This is a genomic window from Bacillus sp. FSL R5-0576 (assembly GCF_038004765.1).
GTDB lineage: Bacteria > Bacillota > Bacilli > Bacillales > Bacillaceae > Bacillus > Bacillus subtilis.
This window is the reverse complement of record NZ_JBBORU010000001.1, coordinates 373,024-390,216: the sequence shown is the minus strand read 5'-3', so window position 1 is coordinate 390,216 and position 17,193 is coordinate 373,024. Positions and strand designations below refer to the sequence as shown.

The following is a 17,193-nucleotide window of genomic DNA, read 5'->3' as shown; positions in this document are numbered from 1 at the left end:
ATTATGCCTTCAGAACCGTCCAGTTTGGTTCGTACCGGATATCGGGGTTATGTAACAGATCGTGAACGAACGGTTTATCCTCTTCGTACACCGTCACCTCTATCGAAAGAATTACAGCCTTCTGATCGTTTTCCTCGTATATGCTGTCATGTTCGTTCTCCATAAAATGATCATAGGCTTCTCTGTTTTCCCATACACTGATGATTTCTGCGGTGAGCGGCTCGTCTATCGTTTTTCGCCAGCCGCCGGCCTGTTTGATAAAGCCGCTTATATGCGATAATGCTCCCCACTGTGACTGCGCTTTTGCAAATGCTTCAGCGTTTGCAGCGTCTACTTCACATATCATCTTTTTGATTAGCATGGCTGCTCCTCTATGATGACGGTTTTGGCTTGTTTATGCTCCACACAGAGATTTACCGTTCTGACGTAAGAGCGTGTGCGGTGAACCGTGCCTTTCGGGATCAGCAGGCTGTCATTTGCTTTGAGCACCGCGGTTTCTTTGTCCTTAAAATCGATCAGCAGCTCCCCTTCAAGAACAATAAACAATTCGTCTGAGTCAGGGTGATGGTGCCAGTCATATTCTCCCGTAAACACCGCAAGGCGCACGCAGTGGTCGTTGACCTCTGAGATTGAAAAATTGGCGTGCTTTTCTTTGACTTCATTTGCGATGGCGAGCAAGTTTTGCATCTTGGACATTAGCGAAAACCCCTTTTTCACTTATTGTATCGCAATAGTGGCATAAATTGAGAAGATTCCAAAAAAAAAGCGATCCAGCTGATGTGCCGGATCGCTTTTTTATTTACAGGTTGTCTGCCTTTATGCTTTTGATTAGTCGTTGTTGCGGGCGTTTCCGCCTTTTGAGCCAATTTCTTGGTAGAATTCTTTATCATGATTTTTGCTTGTTGCCTCTCCGCCTTTTCGGCCGATTTCTTAATAGAATTCTTTATCATGATTTTCGCTAGTGACTTCTCCGCCTTTTTCACCGATTTCTTGATAGAACTCTTTGTCATGGTTCTTGCTAGTGGCTTCTCCGCCTTTTTCGCCGATTTCCTGATAGAATTCTTTGTCATGGTTTTTGCTGGTGGCTTCTCCGCCTTTTTGACCAATCTCTTGATAGAATTCTTTGTCATGGTTCTTGCTTGTTGTTTCTCCGCCTTTTCTACCTGCTTCTTCTCTGCTCATTTTGTTATTGTCTGCCATTTTGAATTCCTCCTTTAATTGGTGTTGGTTGTTGTATTCCCGCTCACAATTCTTTTAAACAAACAAAACACATTGGGTATGTTTCCACTAAAAAAAGCAGGCGGATCGCGGTGTCCGTCTGCTTTCTACTATTCCATCTCTCGTTCTGTTTCTTTCAGTCGTTCAAGAATGCGCCTCTTTTTGTACAGCATCATGCCTGTCTCGGTAATGTCGTTTAATGTTGAGCGATTGGCAGCGGCGCCAAAAACCATTCCGGCAACCGGCACCATCTGGAAAAGTTTTTTCCAGCCAAACGTGTCTCGATAGCCCAAAACGACTTCTCGCCAGCCTTGGATTTGAGAAGCGACATTCTTATATGTACGGTCTTGATCGTAGTGTTTTAATTCCTGCAAAATCGATCTTTTGCCGACAACATCAGCCGACGTCAGCTGCAGGCATTTCACAATGAAGACGCGTTCTTTTTTCTCCTTTGGGTCATAGCCGTATGCGACTGCGATATCCTGTAATGTTTTTAGTGATAAGCCAAGCACTGCCGGAATGTCTGCCGCCAGCGTAAACACGCCGCCCACACCGGTTGTCGCGCCTTGAACGGTTGCTGCGTTGGTTCTGTTTTTGCCCATTCCTTCCGCAATTTCATCCATGACAGGAAGAGGCGCTTTCCGGACGTCCTCCAGCGATTCAAAGATCTCCTCCGGCAGTTTCTTTTGAAACATCCTGATAATCTGTTTTTCAGATGTCAGGTACTGTCCGCCTGTTTGAACAAAGCTGCCGACCTCATCCAAGAGCTTGCCGATCTTTTTCTGGATGAATTCCGGTGTCAGCTTGTCCAGCAGCTGAAACGGGAGACGGCTGAGCTTTTCCCAAAACCAGACTTTTTGCTGATCTTTTTCCCATTTCTCTATCTCTTTTAATTGCTGATGTAAGTCTTCTTTTCGTTCTGTTGGCACCCAATCCGCACTTCCCTTCCGTTTTTTCTACTATATAGTATACCTTCATTTTTTCGGATGCGTTTTTATTTTTCACCTGCGGGTACCATTTTTATAAAAGGAAAAGGAGTGATGGACATGCCTTGGTCGATGAAGGATTATCCTGCTTCATTAAAAAATCTTGAGAAGCCGGTGAGAAAAAAGGCGATAGACATTGCGAATGCGATGATTGATGAAGGCTATGAGGAAGGGCGCGCGATTCCAATTGCGACAAGCAAAGCGAAGGAATGGGCGGAAAACGCCTCTACAGATGAAATTGATGATTTCCTGACGCATGATGATGAGACAGAACGCGATGCTGATCCAAGCAGCGGCAGCGGCTCCGAGCTCATGAACAAAGCAGAACATGTTATTAAGCATAAAAAAGGCTGGGCAGTCAAAGCCGAGGGCGCCAAACGCGTGTCTGAAATCAAGGATGCAAAGGAAATCGCGGCGCATAAAGGCACTGAGGTCATTGTTCATTTAGCTGACGGCAGTGTGCAGAGAAAGATTAAAACAGGATCATAAAGGAATATGCTTTTAGGTGTTTCGAAATGATCAGGAGCGGTTATTGATTGGTAAATCATTTATGAGAGGTGATCATGATGCTTAGCTTTTTGGTTTCATTAGTTGTTGCTATTGTTATCGGATTAATTGGGAGCGCCATTGTAGGAAACCGGCTGCCGGGAGGAATTTTCGGCTCTATGATTGCCGGGCTGATCGGCGCTTGGATTGGGCACGGACTTCTTGGCACATGGGGACCGAGCCTCGCCGGCTTTGCTATTTTCCCGGCCATCATCGGGGCAGCCATCTTCGTATTCTTGCTGGGCCTTATATTCCGCGGGCTGCGGAAGGAAGCCTAGACTCATTAGATACAGAAGGCATCGTTTCGAACTGAAACGATGTCTTTTTATATGGGACCTTATCCCGAATCCCTACATATCATGTTACATAACAGGGAAAAATTCAGAAGTGTATTTTGAACATTTTCGGTTGACAAGAAACCGGGATGGTCATATGATGTAGATAAAATAATTTGCCTTAAGGAAACTCTTTGTTGTACGGCAAAAACAAACAGAATTCAGGTGAGACATGATGAACAAGGACATCACAGCACAATCTCCCCGTTCCAAAGCCGTCCAAGATGCGCTTGACGGGAAAATCAGAGGATTCAGAGGGCTGCTCCCTTTTCTCGGCCCTGCATTTATAGCAGCCATTGCCTATATTGATCCCGGCAACTTCGCAACGAATATTTCGGCGGGTTCTAAATACGGATATATGCTCTTATGGGTGATCTTATTTTCTAATATCATGGCCCTTTTAATTCAATCCCTATCCGCCAAACTCGGTATTGCGACAGGCAAAAATCTGCCTGAGGTTGCCCGTGAAGAATTCCCGAAGCCTGTCTCGATCGGATTATGGATTCAGGGCGAGCTGGTCATTATCGCAACTGATCTGGCGGAATTTATCGGAGCGGCTCTGGGACTGTATTTGCTGTTCGGCATTCCGATGCTTGAAGCGTCTATTATAGCTGCGATCGGTTCTTTCGCGATATTGGAGCTTCAGCGCCGCGGTTATCGCTCACTTGAAGCCGGTATTGCTGGTATGCTGTTTGTGGTCGTGATCGCCTTTGCGCTGCAGACCTTTTTCGCAAAGCCTGATGCCGTGTCAGTGATGAAGGGCCTTTTTGTCCCGGCGTTTCATGGCACTGACAGTGTGCTTCTTGCAGCGGGTATTCTTGGCGCAACTGTTATGCCGCACGCCATTTATTTACACTCTGCCCTTACACAGCGGCGGGTGGTTGGCAAAACTGATGCAGAACGGAAAAAAATCTTTAGATTTGAATTTATTGATATTTTAATAGCGATGCTGATTGCAGGGGCTATTAATGCAAGTATGCTGATTGTGGCTGCCGCATTATTCTTCAAAAACGGCCTGTTTGTTGAGGATCTCGACGTCGCATTTCAGCAATTCGGACATCTTGTCAGCCCTATGTCTGCGGCTTTATTCGGGATCGGGCTGCTCGTTGCCGGTCTATCCAGTTCGTCTGTCGGCACACTTTCAGGCGACGTGATTATGCAAGGATTTATCAACTACCGCATTCCGCTGTATGTACGGCGTTTTATCACGATCATTCCGCCGATCTTGATCATCGCGTCAGGTGTTAATCCGACGACCGCTCTCGTACTGAGCCAGGTCGTGCTGTCCTTCGGGATCGCCTTTGCCCTCATTCCGCTTATTATGTTTACAAGCAATAAACGGATCATGGGATCTCTGATCAACGCCAAATGGATCACAGTGGTGTCTTGGCTGATTGCTGTATTGATCGTTGCTTTGAATGTGTTTTTAATTGTAGATACGTTTCGATAAAAAAACCGGCTTCTAAAGCCGGTTTTTATTTTTTCACAAAAGCTCATTGATACCCTTTTTGACAGAAATTTGTTATGATAGAAGAAAAATCGGAGTTTTGATGATGTCAGTATTTATTCTGTTTTATTTGTGGATTGTTCCTATTGTTATCGGCATTTTATGTTCTGTTGCTGCCCATAAATCCAAGGGAAAAATGAGAGTCGCGCCCGGCATTGCCATGATCGTGCTCAGTATCATTTCCCTAATCACGGCGTTTACGGCCGGACACACAAATTTCCACGTGTTTATCGGCGGCATGTTTTTATTCGGCACCTTCTTGGTCGGTTCTGCTTTTCCTTTTTTCTTCGGGCTGAAGAAAAAAGAAAAATAACCCTATTATGAGAAGAAGTCTGTAAGATTTGATAAGAATAAACATACAAGGACGAAAATAATTGACTAGGTAAAATTAAGACTGCCGACTCACATCGACAGTCTTTTAACTATACAATTGTATTTATTTCGTGTTAATTAACAAAAACAAGAAGTCCTTAAGATTAGCTAAAAATAAAAACAAATAACAAAATAGCACTACTCCACTTAATCGTTTATTTTTGAAAAATATGCACTTGTCATTTTGTCCTTTTTTTGCATAGTTATAATCGTGATAACAAGCGTAGATCATTCCAATTGATCCGATTAAATAAATAATAATCTTAATGTAATCAAACATAAAACCCCTTCCCCCTAAATTGGATTGAAAAGACATAATGATTATAACAGTCTGACATTAACATTTAAACGATATTTTAAATGGTGGGATTTCTTAACTTTTGGTTGAAAATATTCCTAAACTTCAGTTTAAACTTATCATAAATTCGTGATAAAAACTTGTACAATTTCCTATACTCCGTATCCGTTATAAACAATAAATCAAGGGCTATCATTATAACACCAAATTGAAGAAGACCCATAAATATAATTATAGATAAATGAAAAAGAATTGAACCTATAAGCAGGGGAATTTTAAAATACCTATTCCAAACTAATATTGGAAACATTAGCTGGAGAAACAATGCTGAGTATGTTCCTAATACTAGAAGATAAGGGTTATCAATAACGAGATTTGTAAACCCTTTGTTTATACTATATTCATCAACCTGTAGTATATAGTAAAGTGCGGTCCCATGGGTCCACATTTTTCCTTGCGCTTTGTTAAAGCCCGCAAAAAAATAAAGTAAAGACACTTGAATCATTGAAATCATCACTGAGAAATTGTGAATAATAATAGTAACTTTAGACTTTTCTTTCGAACGGGATTCAGTATGAATAGTAAAAAACTCACCTAAGGATGCAAAAATAAGATACAACATAATAAGAATAAGAATATTATTACCACCGTCATGTATATAAGGATTCCTTTGATATAAAGACCAAACCCAAATAAAATTTATGATGCTGACTATTCTCATTTTATACCCTAATATATACAGAGTATTAATGACTATTCCACTTATAAAAATAAACTCAAAATATAACTGTGAGTCACTAAAAAGATATAGAGAAGTAAAACCATAAGCTTCAAAGCATTTTTCAAATGAATAAAAAGCATTAGGTCCCCATATTTCATTCCTTTGAGCAAAGTGAATTAAATAAGTAAACATAATATGTAATCCAATAAATATCCTTAAGATGCTTGAACCTATTAAATAATGCATTTTATTTGACATTAAATGATTAAAATTTCTGAACTTATTTAAAATAATTTTCAAATTAAATCTCATTCCTTTGTTAGTAAATTGATATGGGGGAACTGCTGTACATTAAATTTTGACTTCCCCTTCTTTCCATACTCAGGAAACGATTCTATAGACAACTTAACATCTAATGATTCTAATTTTACTTTCTTACTTCTCTCTATTTTTTTCACAGCTATACTAGATATAATTCGGATGTATTCGTTCTCAATTAATTGTTTATTCTTCTTTTTATCATTCAGCTTTAGATACGGTTGAACCTCAAAGACAGCACCAGAAAGCGCAGTTTTCATTAATCTGTTTGGTGAAAATAAATTGTTTTTAATATCTGCATTATAACTTTCTGTAATATCTATCCACTCAGTATATTCTTTTTGTCCTTTATTATTTGTAAAGACCCCCCTGCAGATAATATTGTTATTTGTGCTTACCGGATCTGGGGCAAATAATTGCCAGTTTTGAGTAAATAATGGATTCATATACGTTGAAATTAATTTCTCATGCTTAAAGTTAACAGGATTTAACGGCAAGTTATACATTATCATTATTATTGTATGGAATACTACTAATAAAGAAAGGAACAAAACAAGTAAATTATATTTCCTCTTTGTCTTCAAATTATACAACCTCCATTTGAAAAGGAAGGGAGGCCCCTTCCTTTTTACCTACCAAATTCCGCAACTTCTGAAATATCAATATCCTTGTGATCTTGAGGATTCACTATATAACATGCATATTTTCTAGCAGGAGCTGCACTATATATAGATTGTGCATTAGCTTTGTTTGCTTGTTTTCCCAACCAATTTCCAGCGGCTTTAATGCCATCATAAACTGCTGCACTAACAATACCGGCAGCAACTCCAGCAGCAAATGCATTTTTTGTTGTGTATTCATCTTCACCAGTATTTAATTCAATATGTTTTACCTGTTTAATATGCTCTGGTGCAGCTTGCGTTGTATAAGAATTCGCAAAAAATGTTACTCCTAATACCCCTATTGAAATTGTACTAAATAACTTTTTTTTCATAATCTAATTCCCCTTATACTTATTTTTATCGACCGAAACACTTAGCCTTATAGTTCCTCCTTTTTAAAAAAATGGAAATACAAGGACATAATAACATATCATTTTTTTATATGTAAACACTTTCTTACAATACATCTATGATCCTATGAGTCGACATCTAAATCTAAAAATAGGTTTTTCAATTTAATTAAAAGGGTTATTGGGAGTTATCCCAATAACCCTTAGTTATATTCACTAAAATAACCGTTTCAAACTTTTCTTCAGTGACGGCATTTCAAATTTTTGGTTTTCGAAGAAGTTTTTCAGCATGTACTTGCTAAAGCCTTTCGCCTGCCCGTAGGTGATTTTGCCAGGAAGCGGCGGTTCGTTTCCAATCATGACATCCACTACGACCGGTTGGTCAGAGTGCAGCGCCTCATGGAAAGCCGGCGCAAGCTCTTCCGCTTTGGTCACTTTGATGCCCTTTGCTCCGCAGCTTTCTGCAAATGCGGCATAGTCGACATTTTGAAGTTTTGTGACATAGTCGATATTGCCTTTGACCTGCTGCTCGTACTCAATCATGCCGAGATTTTCGTTGTTTAAAATGACGACTGTGATCGGGAGCTTATATTTGACGGCGGTCGGAAGGTCCTGCATGACCATGGAAAATCCCCCGTCACCGCAGACGGCGATCGCCTGGCGTTCCGGTTCGGACAAGCTTGCTGCAATCGCTCCCGGCAGGCCGCAGCCCATTGTCGCAAGCCAGCTGGAAACGATGAAATCCTGGTTCGCGTTCATTTTGAAATGACGCGCCATCCAGACTGTCACAGTGCCGACATCTACAGAGAGCACCGCATCATCGGCTGCCGCTTCCTGAAGACGTGCCACGACCTGCTGAGGTTTAAGCGGTGTTGTTGCCTCTGTCTCATCTTTTTCAATTTCGTTCCACCAATGCTGCATATGTTCTGTGCAGGCATTCAGGAATCTTCTGTCTTCCTTGCGTTCAATATACTCTGTCAATTCGCGCAGGCCGAGAGCCGAATCGCAGACAAGGCCCGCTGTCACCGGATACCGTTTTCCGATTTTCGCCGGGTCTGAATCGAGCTGTATCGCCGGCGTGTCATCAGGCAAATAATCACGGTATGGGAATGACGTTCCGAGCATGATTAATAAATCACATTCCTCCATTGCCTCGTAAGCCGGCTTTGTTCCGATTTGCCCGAGGTTGCCGAGAAAATGCGGGTGCTTATCGGGAACAACACCCTTTGCCGGGAGTGTAACAACGATCGGAGCGGCGGCTTTGTCCGCAAATTCTAAGAGCTCCCGTTTCGCCTTTTTCATTCCCTGCCCTGCCAGGATAATCGGCTTCTTAGCGTTATTAATATATTGGGCGCAGGTGACGAGCTGTTCTTTTTTCGGTTCAAGGTTCCCTTCAATATACACTGGTGAAGTATACACGGGCTCCCGTTTGATTTTCTCCGCAAACAAATCATCTGACACGCTCAATACCGCAACGCCTTTTTTGCTGTAGGCGGTCCTGATCGCCTGATTTAAGAGATCCGGAAGTGATTCCGCGCTATGTACCTCTCTGTTGAACACGGCCACGTCCTCAAACATTTGCTCCAGCTTGATCTCCTGGAAATAGTCCCGTCCGACTTCGCCAGAAGAAACCTGTCCTGCAATCGCCAGCACAGGGGCGCCGTCGGCTTTAGCATCATATAAACCATTTAATAAGTGCACCGCTCCCGGCCCTGCGATTGACAGACAGACTCCGATCTTGCCGGTGAGTTTTGCTTCAGACGCGGCTGCCAGTGCCGCTACCTCTTCATGGCGAGTTTGAATGAACTTCAGTTGATTTCTTTCGTGTCTTAATTCTTCAATAAACTCATTTATACTGTCTCCGGGGATGCCGTATACGTGATCAACTCCCCATTGCTCAAGCAGCTCTGTCATTGCTTGTCCTGCAGTTTTGTGTGCCATAACGTATCCTCCTTTTTCCTTTTTTCAATACCACAGGAGAAAGGCTTTAAAACCCGGAGACCTTTATCGCTTGCCCAGTCTTCTTTTCAACAGGTCGATCGCCGCGAGCAATCCTCTATCCTTGACGGTGACATTTACATCTTGAGCGCCATTCTTGAAATCATTGATCTGCCTTTTTCGGTTCGGCACCATAAAAAGCGGCAAACGCTCCGGGGAAACCTACTTTAATCCCGCTGTCTCTGTGCCGTCAGCCACTGCTTGTCCGCCTGTTATGCTTCCGAAAAACACATGCTGTTCATCTTGAAACTTTGGCCTTTGGTAAACACCTATTTTCGCAGAAAGCGCTACATTGTATCCCGTTTCTTCCAATACCTCCCGCACTGCCGATTCCCCGGGATCAACCCTGCCGCCCGGCAAATCCCATAGAGGGACATCTTTTCGTTTCATCAGCAGAATTTGCTGACTTTCGTTCAATACGATCACAAAAGCACCTTGTGTATACACCGCCATACCTCCTTTTCCAACAAAAAAGGACCAAGGTGATTCCCTTGGTCCTAGAGCTTTACTTTTTAAAATGATACGGCAGTGTGGCAACCATTATGTCCTTTTTCCAGAACAGCCGGACTCTGAGGAGGAAGGCCGATTGGTTGTGAAGGATGGTGTGCCAGCGTTTTTTCGTTATAAATTGCGGAAACAGCACCATAACGGAAAACTGCTCCTTCTTCGCTTTTGCCTCAACTGTTTCCAAAAACTTATCAAACGGATGGACAAGGCTTCTGTACGAGGAGTGAAGCGTAACGAGACGCACTCCGTTATTAAGCTCTTCCCAGCGTTTTTCGAATTTCTTTTCCTGTTCTCTGTCAAATGACACGTGAACGGCGATCACTTGATCGGACAGTGATTTCGCATAGTGAATCGATTTTTGCACGACGGTGGTGACACCGGCCACAGGCACAATCACAACGGTGCCTTTGATTTCTTCCGGCTCTTTGTCTACGATGCGAAGCTGTTCACCAACCGCTGTATAGTGATTTTTAATCGCAAAAAACAGCAAAACGACGATAGGCATAAAGATTAACACAGGCCATACGACATTAAACTTCGTCACAAACAGAATGGATAGAACCATAAACGATATCAGAGCGCCGCAGGAGTTGATCAGCATTTTTCCGATCCAGCCTTTTGGTTTTTGCTTGATCCATTTCATGCACATGCCGGTTTGTGAAAGCGTAAATGGAATAAATACGCCCACAGCATATAACGGGATTAAGTGCTCCGTCTGTCCTCCGAATAAGATAATGAGAACAATGGAGGCAAAGCCTAAAAAGATAATCCCATTTGAGAAGCCTAAGCGGTCGCCCCTGACAGTAAACATTCGCGGCATATACTGGTCTCTCGCCAGGTTGAAGGCAAGCTGCGGGAAGGCTGAAAATCCCGTATTTGCCGCAAGGACCAAAATAAGCGATGTGACACCTTGGATGACATAGTAGAACACATTCCGCCCAAAGGTTTCGGACGCAATTTGTGAAACCACTGTTTCATCAGGTTTCGGCGCCGTACCATACCCGTACGCGAGAACCGTGATGCCGGAAAACAGAATCGCCAGCAAAATCCCCATCATCGCAAGCGTTCTTGCCGCGTTTCGCGCAGGCGGGTTTTTGAATGCAGGAATCGCATTAGAAATGGCCTCAACCCCGGTCAACGCTGAGCATCCGGAGGAAAAAGCCTTAAGCAGCAAAAACAGCGTAATGCCGGCTACAGGTGTGCCGAGCGGTGTATGATGGGCTGGCTGGTCAATTTGCCCCGTCATGAGTTTAAACAACCCGACTGCAATGAGAACCAAAAGCGCCACCACAAACAGGTAAACCGGATAGGCAAGAATCGATGCCGATTCCGATAGCCCGCGCAGGTTCAAAATCATAATCACTAACACGAGAAAAATAGCGATCGGCACATGATAATCATGCAATGCAGGAAAGGCTGACGTGATGGCATCCGTGCCTGCGGAAATACTTACCGCTACTGTTAAAATATAATCAACAAGCAATGAACCGCCCGCAATCAATCCCGGTTTTTCACCGAGATTTTCTTTAGAAACGATATACGCCCCGCCGCCCTGCGGATAAGCGTAAATAATTTGCCTGTATGAAAGAATCAGTGCGAGCAGCAAGATGAGAACGCCAACCGCAATCGGAATGGAGTACCAAAATGCGGCTGCACTGATTGTTGCCAAAATGATTAGAATTTGTTCTGTCCCATATGCGACAGATGACAGCGCATCTGAGGAAAGCATAGCCAAGGCTTTTAATTTCGTCAGTTTTTGCTCTCCAGCTGCTTGGGATTTTAGTGGTTTCCCAATCAAAAAACGTTTGATTGAATGATACATCGATGTCTTCCCCTTTTAATTTCTCATTTTTCAATTAAAACAATAAAACATCAGTGTCTTGCTCTCACATGTTGATGATAGTCCTTTCTGCTATGATGTCTCTGTATGCGATTTGCATTCAAAAATGAACAACAAAAAACACAGAGGCAAACGGATGCCCCTGTGCCATAACATCGAACACAGGTTTCATTCATCTCCTCTCACGAACGCTTACGAGGTTAGCTGACGGATTCGGGCATATGAGAGTTAGCCCTACCTAAAAAGGATTCACCCCAACGGCAAAAAGCCGTTCTATTGGGTCCCCCGCTCTGATTTCAGATTAAGCGATTTGTTTTCTAAAAGAGATCATACTCCCGTTCCCGCACGTTGTAAAGAGGCTTATTGGCTGAGAGAAAAAAATAAAATGACAGGTTCCACAAATGGAATTTACTTACCAAAAATAAAAAACAGAGGCTAAAATCGCCTCTGTTTTATTCTGTATCTGTCTTTCTTTTTCTGCGTCTTACGGCAATCCAAATGAACACTGCCGCAATCACCATAATGAGTGCCAGCACACCAATATACATCCATTTCTGGCTATGATCCTGTGTTGGTTGTTCTGCATCGGAACTGTTTGTTTCCGATTTGAGCTGCTGGTGGTTTGTAAACACCTGCTGGCTATTTGTTTCATTAAGGACGGTTGCCGACTCATCGTTGCTGTTCAGATAACTGATGATCTCTTTTGTGACAGCCGCGCCATCTCCTTTTGACGGTGCAAAGACAGCCATTGTATAGCGTGAATCCCAAACCGATGCTTGGGTAAATACCACTTGTTTTGTCGTCTCATTTAGCATCTCGAAACTAGATACATCAAACGAGCCGTTCTTTTCCTGCGGCACAAGCAGATCTGATGATTTCTCCTTCAGAAGAGAAAATTGATTGATCCCCCCTATGAAAATGAGGTTTCGTCCTTTCGCATCCTTTGCTGTAACGTCAGATGATTTCTTTACCGTATATGAATGCTGTGCTTCGCTGCCAAAGGATTCTGTTACGAGAGAAAGCTCCTCTAGCTTCGATTGGCTTACGGTGTCAGGAAGCACGATTAACGTTGTTTGATCCTGGTTTCCGGCGTAAGGCAGCGGCCACTCTTGAAAATCCGCTGACGGGGACATGCCTTTGATGGCGTATGATAATGTACTGTTTTTATCGATAAAAACCCACTTTTCTTCATCAGTGGTGTTACAAGGGTTGTTTTCCTTTAAACCGGTCGTGACGAACTGAATATCAATGTAGCGGTTTTTTTGCAGCAGCTTAGGGTCCACTTTCACTTTGACATGATAGAATCCGTTTTTATCTTCTTTTCCTAATTCATCAAGCCGGACCGAGTGCGGCTGGCCGTTGATCATCACTTTCAGTTCTGCAGCCTGAGAGGCTGACTCGTTTTCAGCCGTTGAGGCCTGAATCGTTTCAGACTTTTTCAGTTTAAGCGACAGCTTCGCCGATTGGTTTTCATCTAAAACAGCCGAAGCCGGATAAAAATAATGTGCTGAAGATGTTTTGTCGGCTCCAATTGTGATATCACCCGCTCCAAAATTCTCAAGGGTCAGCTTATCGCTTTCTTTTTTTTCAGTCTGCTGAAGCTTGCTGATTGAAAGTGTATCGCCGCTGAGCTGGCCTGTATATGTCTGATCTGTCATCACGCTGATTTTTTTAGTGAGCGCGTCCTCGGACGCCGCTTGCGCAAACAGAACCGGCTGCTGTTTGCCCTCTGCTTTCAGCACCCGCTCCGCAAGCAGAAGGTTTTCTCCTTTTGCCTGTAGCCCGGCTTGTTTCAACAGTTTTTTCACTTTGCCGTTCCAATGCTTGTCCACGCCGATAACAATCGTCGGCTTATCGATTTTTTTCAGTTCAGATTCCGTGACATACGCAATACTGATACTGCTGTCCACCGTTTTCAAATAGCCTTCTGTTTTAACAGCAGCTTCTATTTCTGCTGAACTTGGGTTATCCGGAATGACGATAGCTGTTTCTTCCGCTGTATTTCCAGATTGGGCGAAAGGATACGGATAATGGTCCAGCGACGTTCCCTTCGCTTCACTGCTGTCAGCAAGTGTCAGCCGGCTGTCCGGATAAATTTTGATCCAGTTGCCTGATGTATCCTGTCTGACGCACACGCCCTCTTTCATTACGCCGTAGAATTTCAGCGATACGTTGTGATAGCCTTGCGCAGACTGGCTTTTATTCAGATTCAGCTTCACTGTTTTCCGTTTGGAATCACCATCAAGCTTTAACGTCTTGACCGGTTCATCATCAATGACAGCCGTTAACGATGATGGAGAAATTAAAAGATTTGATGCCTCGTATTCGATTACCAATTGCTGATTGCCCGAAGAGGCGCCTGCCGGGATCTGATACGTCAGCTCTGCGCTGTCTTTTGATCCATACAGTGTAATCAGCTCGCTTGTCAGCACCTGCTGTTTGGCTTGTTCTTGGCTGCTTTTCCCGAGGAGCGAACCGCTGACCTGTAGGTCTTTGGCAAGAGCCGTTTGTCCAGTCATCGCCAGCAGCATGAAGCTTGTGAGAAAAATGATTATTTGTTTCAAAAAGGTCACCCGCTTTTATGTTGATTGTATCGTTCTGTCTTGTACCATTTGACCTCTTGCTTGAATAGACGGTGCTTGATTTCTACGAATAAAGAGTAGATAACAAGCACAATCCATGCCTGCGAGTATGTGAAGTACATGAGAAATACGATAAAAAAGTTTTGCTTGTTCATTTCTGTTTTTTCAATGCTCAACGTAATCATGACCTCTGTCATAAATAAGAAAAACGCCAAAATCCAGAGAATCATTGCCAAAAATCCAACAGACAAATGCAAATCATAAAACAAATTCACTACAAAAATCGCATTTGACATGATCACGCCAAAGAAAAACAGGAAGTACGTAAAGAAAAAATAAAACAAATCAAAGATAATCCGTTTTCGTTTCAGCTTAAAAAACTGCGCCAAAAATTTGAGCACGACATATTGATTGCCGCGCGCCCATCGGGTGCGCTGGCGCCACCATACCTTCCATGTTTCCGGTTCCTGCTCCCACGTGATGGCGGCAGGGAAAAAGCGGATGTGATAGCCGAGATTATATACCCGGATGGTCAGCTCAGTATCCTCAGCGAGCGCTTTGTCATCCCAGCCTCCGAGCTTTTCGATAATGCTTCTGCGGATCGCGAAGTTGGTGCCTGGGATCGTGGCGATTTTGAACCACTTCCATCTGCCTCCCTGGGCCATCCACTGAAAACAGATCGTTTCGATATTAATAAACCTCGTCAGCAGCGTCTTTGCCGCATTGATGACGCGGAATTTCCCTACCACGGCGCCTGCCTTTTCGTCATTCATCAGGCCGAGCACAAGGTAATACACAGCCATTTTCTCAGGCGTGTTGTCGGCGTCATACACACAGATCACATCGCCGTTCGATTCGGCAAAACCCGAGTTAAGTGCAGAGGATTTTCCTTTTCCTGCATTTGGCGGCTTCGTAATCACCATTTTGATGAAATCGTATTTCTCGGAAAATTCATTGACGATATCACCCGTCCGGTCTGATGAATTATCATTAACGACGATAATCTCCAGCCGGTCCTTCGGATAATAAAGGTTGACCATGGCCTTCAGCGTCTGCCGAATCACAACCTCTTCGTTATGCGCCGGGATGAGGACGCTGACCTTCGGCAGTTCCTTCATATTTTCTCTCCACTTCGGGATATTCCGTTCGAAGGTCATATAGTGGCGAAACCCGCCCTGCATGAGGAACATGTGGTAGAGAAGCATAACCCATATTAAACTTAGCGAGATAAAGAACAGCGTATTACCCAAGGCTTCTTCTCTCCTTAAAAATTCGTTTTTTCAATGTGGCTCTCAAGTAAAACGTATAACTGACAAACATGATGACAAATAAGAGCACAACAGCGGAGAGAATCCATAACGCCTTTTCCAGAGGGGTTTGGCGATGATGATCGAAAAACTCGTCAATGGCGCTTACGCCGTTTTTCACCTGAATCGTTCCGTCACCGCTTGTATGAATTTCCACTTTGTCTGTTTTGACGGTTTGTTTCGTTTTCTTTAAATCAAGCCATTCACTGTCTGGAATGCGTTCCATCTGATCAACCAGCTCCGGCAGATATTTCATCCCGAGGTACGGGTGATAAAATCCTCCGGCTACTCCGCCTTCAAAATCAATCATCTGGGAGATGTGCTCCTCCATCTCACCGATCGGGTTTTGCTTTGATGTGTCGACAAAGCCGATCGTTTCCGGATAAAGCGTCATTCCGTGCAACATCGAAGGAGCAGTCACAAACGGAGGTGCACCGGATGTTTTCCATGTTGTGCTGCTGAGCTGGACCTGGCCGAAAATGCTTGTAAAATACTGCGAGGCGATTTGATAGCCATAATCGGACATCGTGTAATGCGGCGCTTCAAACGCCAGCGGGTAAAGACCCGATGATGTCAAATCCTCAATGGCACGCGTCAGTTTTTGTTTTGTATACGTTTCTTCCTTTTCCCGAAATGGTTCGAGATAGCTGTGATAGGCTTGTTCGTTCGGGAAGTCCTGTTCTTTCTCCAAAATGGACGGGGGGTCTTCGGCATTTCCGGATGTAATCGGCTGATCCGCCTTTGCATCCCAAAATTCAAAGCCCTCTCCTGTTTCACTGTAGCGATAAGCGTGAGTATAGCCGTGAACAATGATACTGCCGCCCATGCTTTGCAGCTTCTTCAGCACCTTGACCATCTTCGGTTGATCAGACAAATACACTTTGTCGCCTGTTTCCGGATTCAAGTAAACCGGAATGACCGCCAGGATAAAAGGAATATGCCGCTTATGCAGGTATGTACCGGCTTGAAGCAGCAATTTTTCATCAGACATCGGGCTGATATCCTCGAGACGCAAATACAATAACGTCGTCCCCGCCTTCTCTCCGAAAGCTTCTCTGAGCTGTTTCGCCACGATCAAATTGTCATTTAACAAATTTGTTAATCCAATGTACACATTCCCTTTTTTTGTTTTCCATATAAAAGAATGCGTTGTGCCGTCATCGGCTTTGAAGGTGTAAAGCGCCGTTCCTTTCAGGCCTGATACACTCAGCACGTTAAGCCCGCTTTCCAGAGACACATCGGCCTTTTCCGACCTGCTGTGAACCTGAAACACATTTTCTTTGCGGGCTAATGAAAGCCCGGAAAATTGGCTGATTTGGCCTGCGTTATAGCCAATGGCGACAACCGGTTTTTTTACGCCGCTGATCAGAGACAGCAATTTTTTGCTGAGCTTTCTTTTCGTTTGGCCGAAATAAATCACATGGTCTTTCCCTTTGAAATCCGATGCTTCAACGTCTGAATCTTTTTTGACTGTCACATGGGATGTAAAGTGGCCCGCAAGCAAATCGAGCATTTTGACTTGTGACGACTCTTTGCCGTCCAAGGTTGAGTAGATGATGAGAATGCCGGCATCTTGATCTTTCGCTTGCGCAGAAACGGGAAAAGACGCAATAGCTAAAAATAGAAGCATCATGACGCATGGCAAT

15 protein-coding genes, 2 pseudogenes and 1 riboswitch are annotated in these 17,193 nt (G+C 43.7%); of the genes and pseudogenes, 4 read left to right on the top strand and 13 right to left on the bottom strand.

Annotation, left to right across the window (positions count from 1 at the left end):
* Position 1 precedes the first annotated feature (1 nt).
* The 4 genes and pseudogenes from NX903_RS01950 to NX903_RS01935 all read right to left on the bottom strand — a co-directional run bounded on the left by NX903_RS01950 (position 2) and on the right by NX903_RS01935 (position 2,147).
* Positions 2-361, bottom strand: a complete 360-nt coding sequence (locus NX903_RS01950; RefSeq protein WP_024572056.1) for a YdbC family protein — start codon at positions 359-361, stop codon at positions 2-4.
* A complete protein-coding gene (locus tag NX903_RS01945) occupies positions 355-696 on the bottom strand; it encodes a cupin domain-containing protein (RefSeq protein WP_017697014.1) in 342 nt (113 codons plus the stop codon). Before NX903_RS01945 ends, NX903_RS01950 begins: the two co-directional genes overlap by 7 nt.
* Before the next feature lie 132 nt (positions 697-828).
* Positions 829-1,200: pseudogene (gsiB, locus tag NX903_RS01940) on the bottom strand (glucose starvation-inducible protein GsiB).
* A gap of 128 nt (positions 1,201-1,328) precedes the next feature.
* Positions 1,329-2,147, bottom strand: coding sequence for an EcsC family protein (locus NX903_RS01935; protein ID WP_086343472.1), 819 nt, complete (start codon positions 2,145-2,147; stop codon positions 1,329-1,331).
* 117 nt (positions 2,148-2,264) lie between these two features.
* On the opposite strand from NX903_RS01935, the gene NX903_RS01930 reads away from it, so the two are divergent.
* The 4 genes from NX903_RS01930 to NX903_RS01915 all read left to right on the top strand — a co-directional run bounded on the left by NX903_RS01930 (position 2,265) and on the right by NX903_RS01915 (position 4,905).
* Positions 2,265-2,693 carry a DUF2188 domain-containing protein gene (locus tag NX903_RS01930; RefSeq protein WP_144486924.1) on the top strand — a complete coding sequence of 143 codons (429 nt, stop codon included), beginning with the start codon at positions 2,265-2,267 and terminating at the stop codon, positions 2,691-2,693.
* A gap of 77 nt (positions 2,694-2,770) precedes the next feature.
* On the top strand, positions 2,771-3,028 hold the full coding sequence (locus NX903_RS01925) for a GlsB/YeaQ/YmgE family stress response membrane protein (RefSeq protein ID WP_003246519.1): 258 nt from the start codon (positions 2,771-2,773) through the stop codon (positions 3,026-3,028).
* Between the two features lie 229 nt (positions 3,029-3,257).
* Complete coding sequence (locus tag NX903_RS01920; protein ID WP_003234364.1) at positions 3,258-4,535, top strand: Nramp family divalent metal transporter; 1,278 nt, start codon at positions 3,258-3,260, stop codon at positions 4,533-4,535.
* Positions 4,536-4,638: 103 nt separating this feature from the next.
* Positions 4,639-4,905 (top strand): hypothetical protein, encoded by a 267-nt coding sequence (locus NX903_RS01915; protein WP_009966591.1) that lies wholly within the window; start codon positions 4,639-4,641, stop codon positions 4,903-4,905.
* 415 nt (positions 4,906-5,320) lie between these two features.
* Here NX903_RS01915 and NX903_RS01910 read toward each other — a convergent pair whose 3' ends face one another.
* The 9 genes and pseudogenes from NX903_RS01910 to NX903_RS01870 all read right to left on the bottom strand — a co-directional run bounded on the left by NX903_RS01910 (position 5,321) and on the right by NX903_RS01870 (position 17,192).
* Positions 5,321-6,283: a hypothetical protein gene (locus NX903_RS01910; protein WP_063336086.1), complete on the bottom strand. Its 963-nt coding sequence runs from the start codon at positions 6,281-6,283 to the stop codon at positions 5,321-5,323.
* 8 nt (positions 6,284-6,291) lie between these two features.
* Entirely contained in the window at positions 6,292-6,885 is a 594-nt protein-coding gene (locus tag NX903_RS01905) for a DUF5819 family protein (protein ID WP_128737519.1), read from the bottom strand.
* A gap of 44 nt (positions 6,886-6,929) precedes the next feature.
* A complete protein-coding gene (locus NX903_RS01900; RefSeq protein WP_014478873.1) occupies positions 6,930-7,295 on the bottom strand; it encodes a hypothetical protein in 366 nt (121 codons plus the stop codon).
* A 234-nt stretch (positions 7,296-7,529) separates the two neighbouring features.
* Positions 7,530-9,254 carry a pyruvate oxidase gene (locus tag NX903_RS01895; RefSeq protein ID WP_086343471.1) on the bottom strand — a complete coding sequence of 575 codons (1,725 nt, stop codon included), beginning with the start codon at positions 9,252-9,254 and terminating at the stop codon, positions 7,530-7,532.
* Positions 9,255-9,317: 63 nt separating this feature from the next.
* Positions 9,318-9,758 (bottom strand): annotated as a pseudogene (locus tag NX903_RS01890) (NUDIX hydrolase).
* Positions 9,759-9,816: 58 nt separating this feature from the next.
* The gene (kimA, locus tag NX903_RS01885; protein WP_021481720.1) at positions 9,817-11,640 is read right to left on the bottom strand and encodes a potassium transporter KimA; all 1,824 of its coding nucleotides are present in this window, start codon (positions 11,638-11,640) and stop codon (positions 9,817-9,819) included.
* Between the two features lie 192 nt (positions 11,641-11,832).
* Positions 11,833-11,976, bottom strand: a riboswitch (cyclic di-AMP (ydaO/yuaA leader).
* Positions 11,977-12,110: 134 nt separating this feature from the next.
* A complete protein-coding gene (locus NX903_RS01880; RefSeq protein WP_086343470.1) occupies positions 12,111-14,222 on the bottom strand; it encodes a cellulose biosynthesis cyclic di-GMP-binding regulatory protein BcsB in 2,112 nt (703 codons plus the stop codon).
* A 5-nt stretch (positions 14,223-14,227) separates the two neighbouring features.
* Positions 14,228-15,490: a glycosyltransferase family 2 protein gene (locus tag NX903_RS01875; RefSeq protein WP_003246697.1), complete on the bottom strand. Its 1,263-nt coding sequence runs from the start codon at positions 15,488-15,490 to the stop codon at positions 14,228-14,230.
* Positions 15,483-17,192 (bottom strand): DUF2334 domain-containing protein, encoded by a 1,710-nt coding sequence (locus NX903_RS01870; RefSeq protein ID WP_086344566.1) that lies wholly within the window; start codon positions 17,190-17,192, stop codon positions 15,483-15,485. The genes NX903_RS01875 and NX903_RS01870 overlap by 8 nt, the downstream gene beginning before the upstream one ends.
* Position 17,193 lies beyond the last annotated feature (1 nt).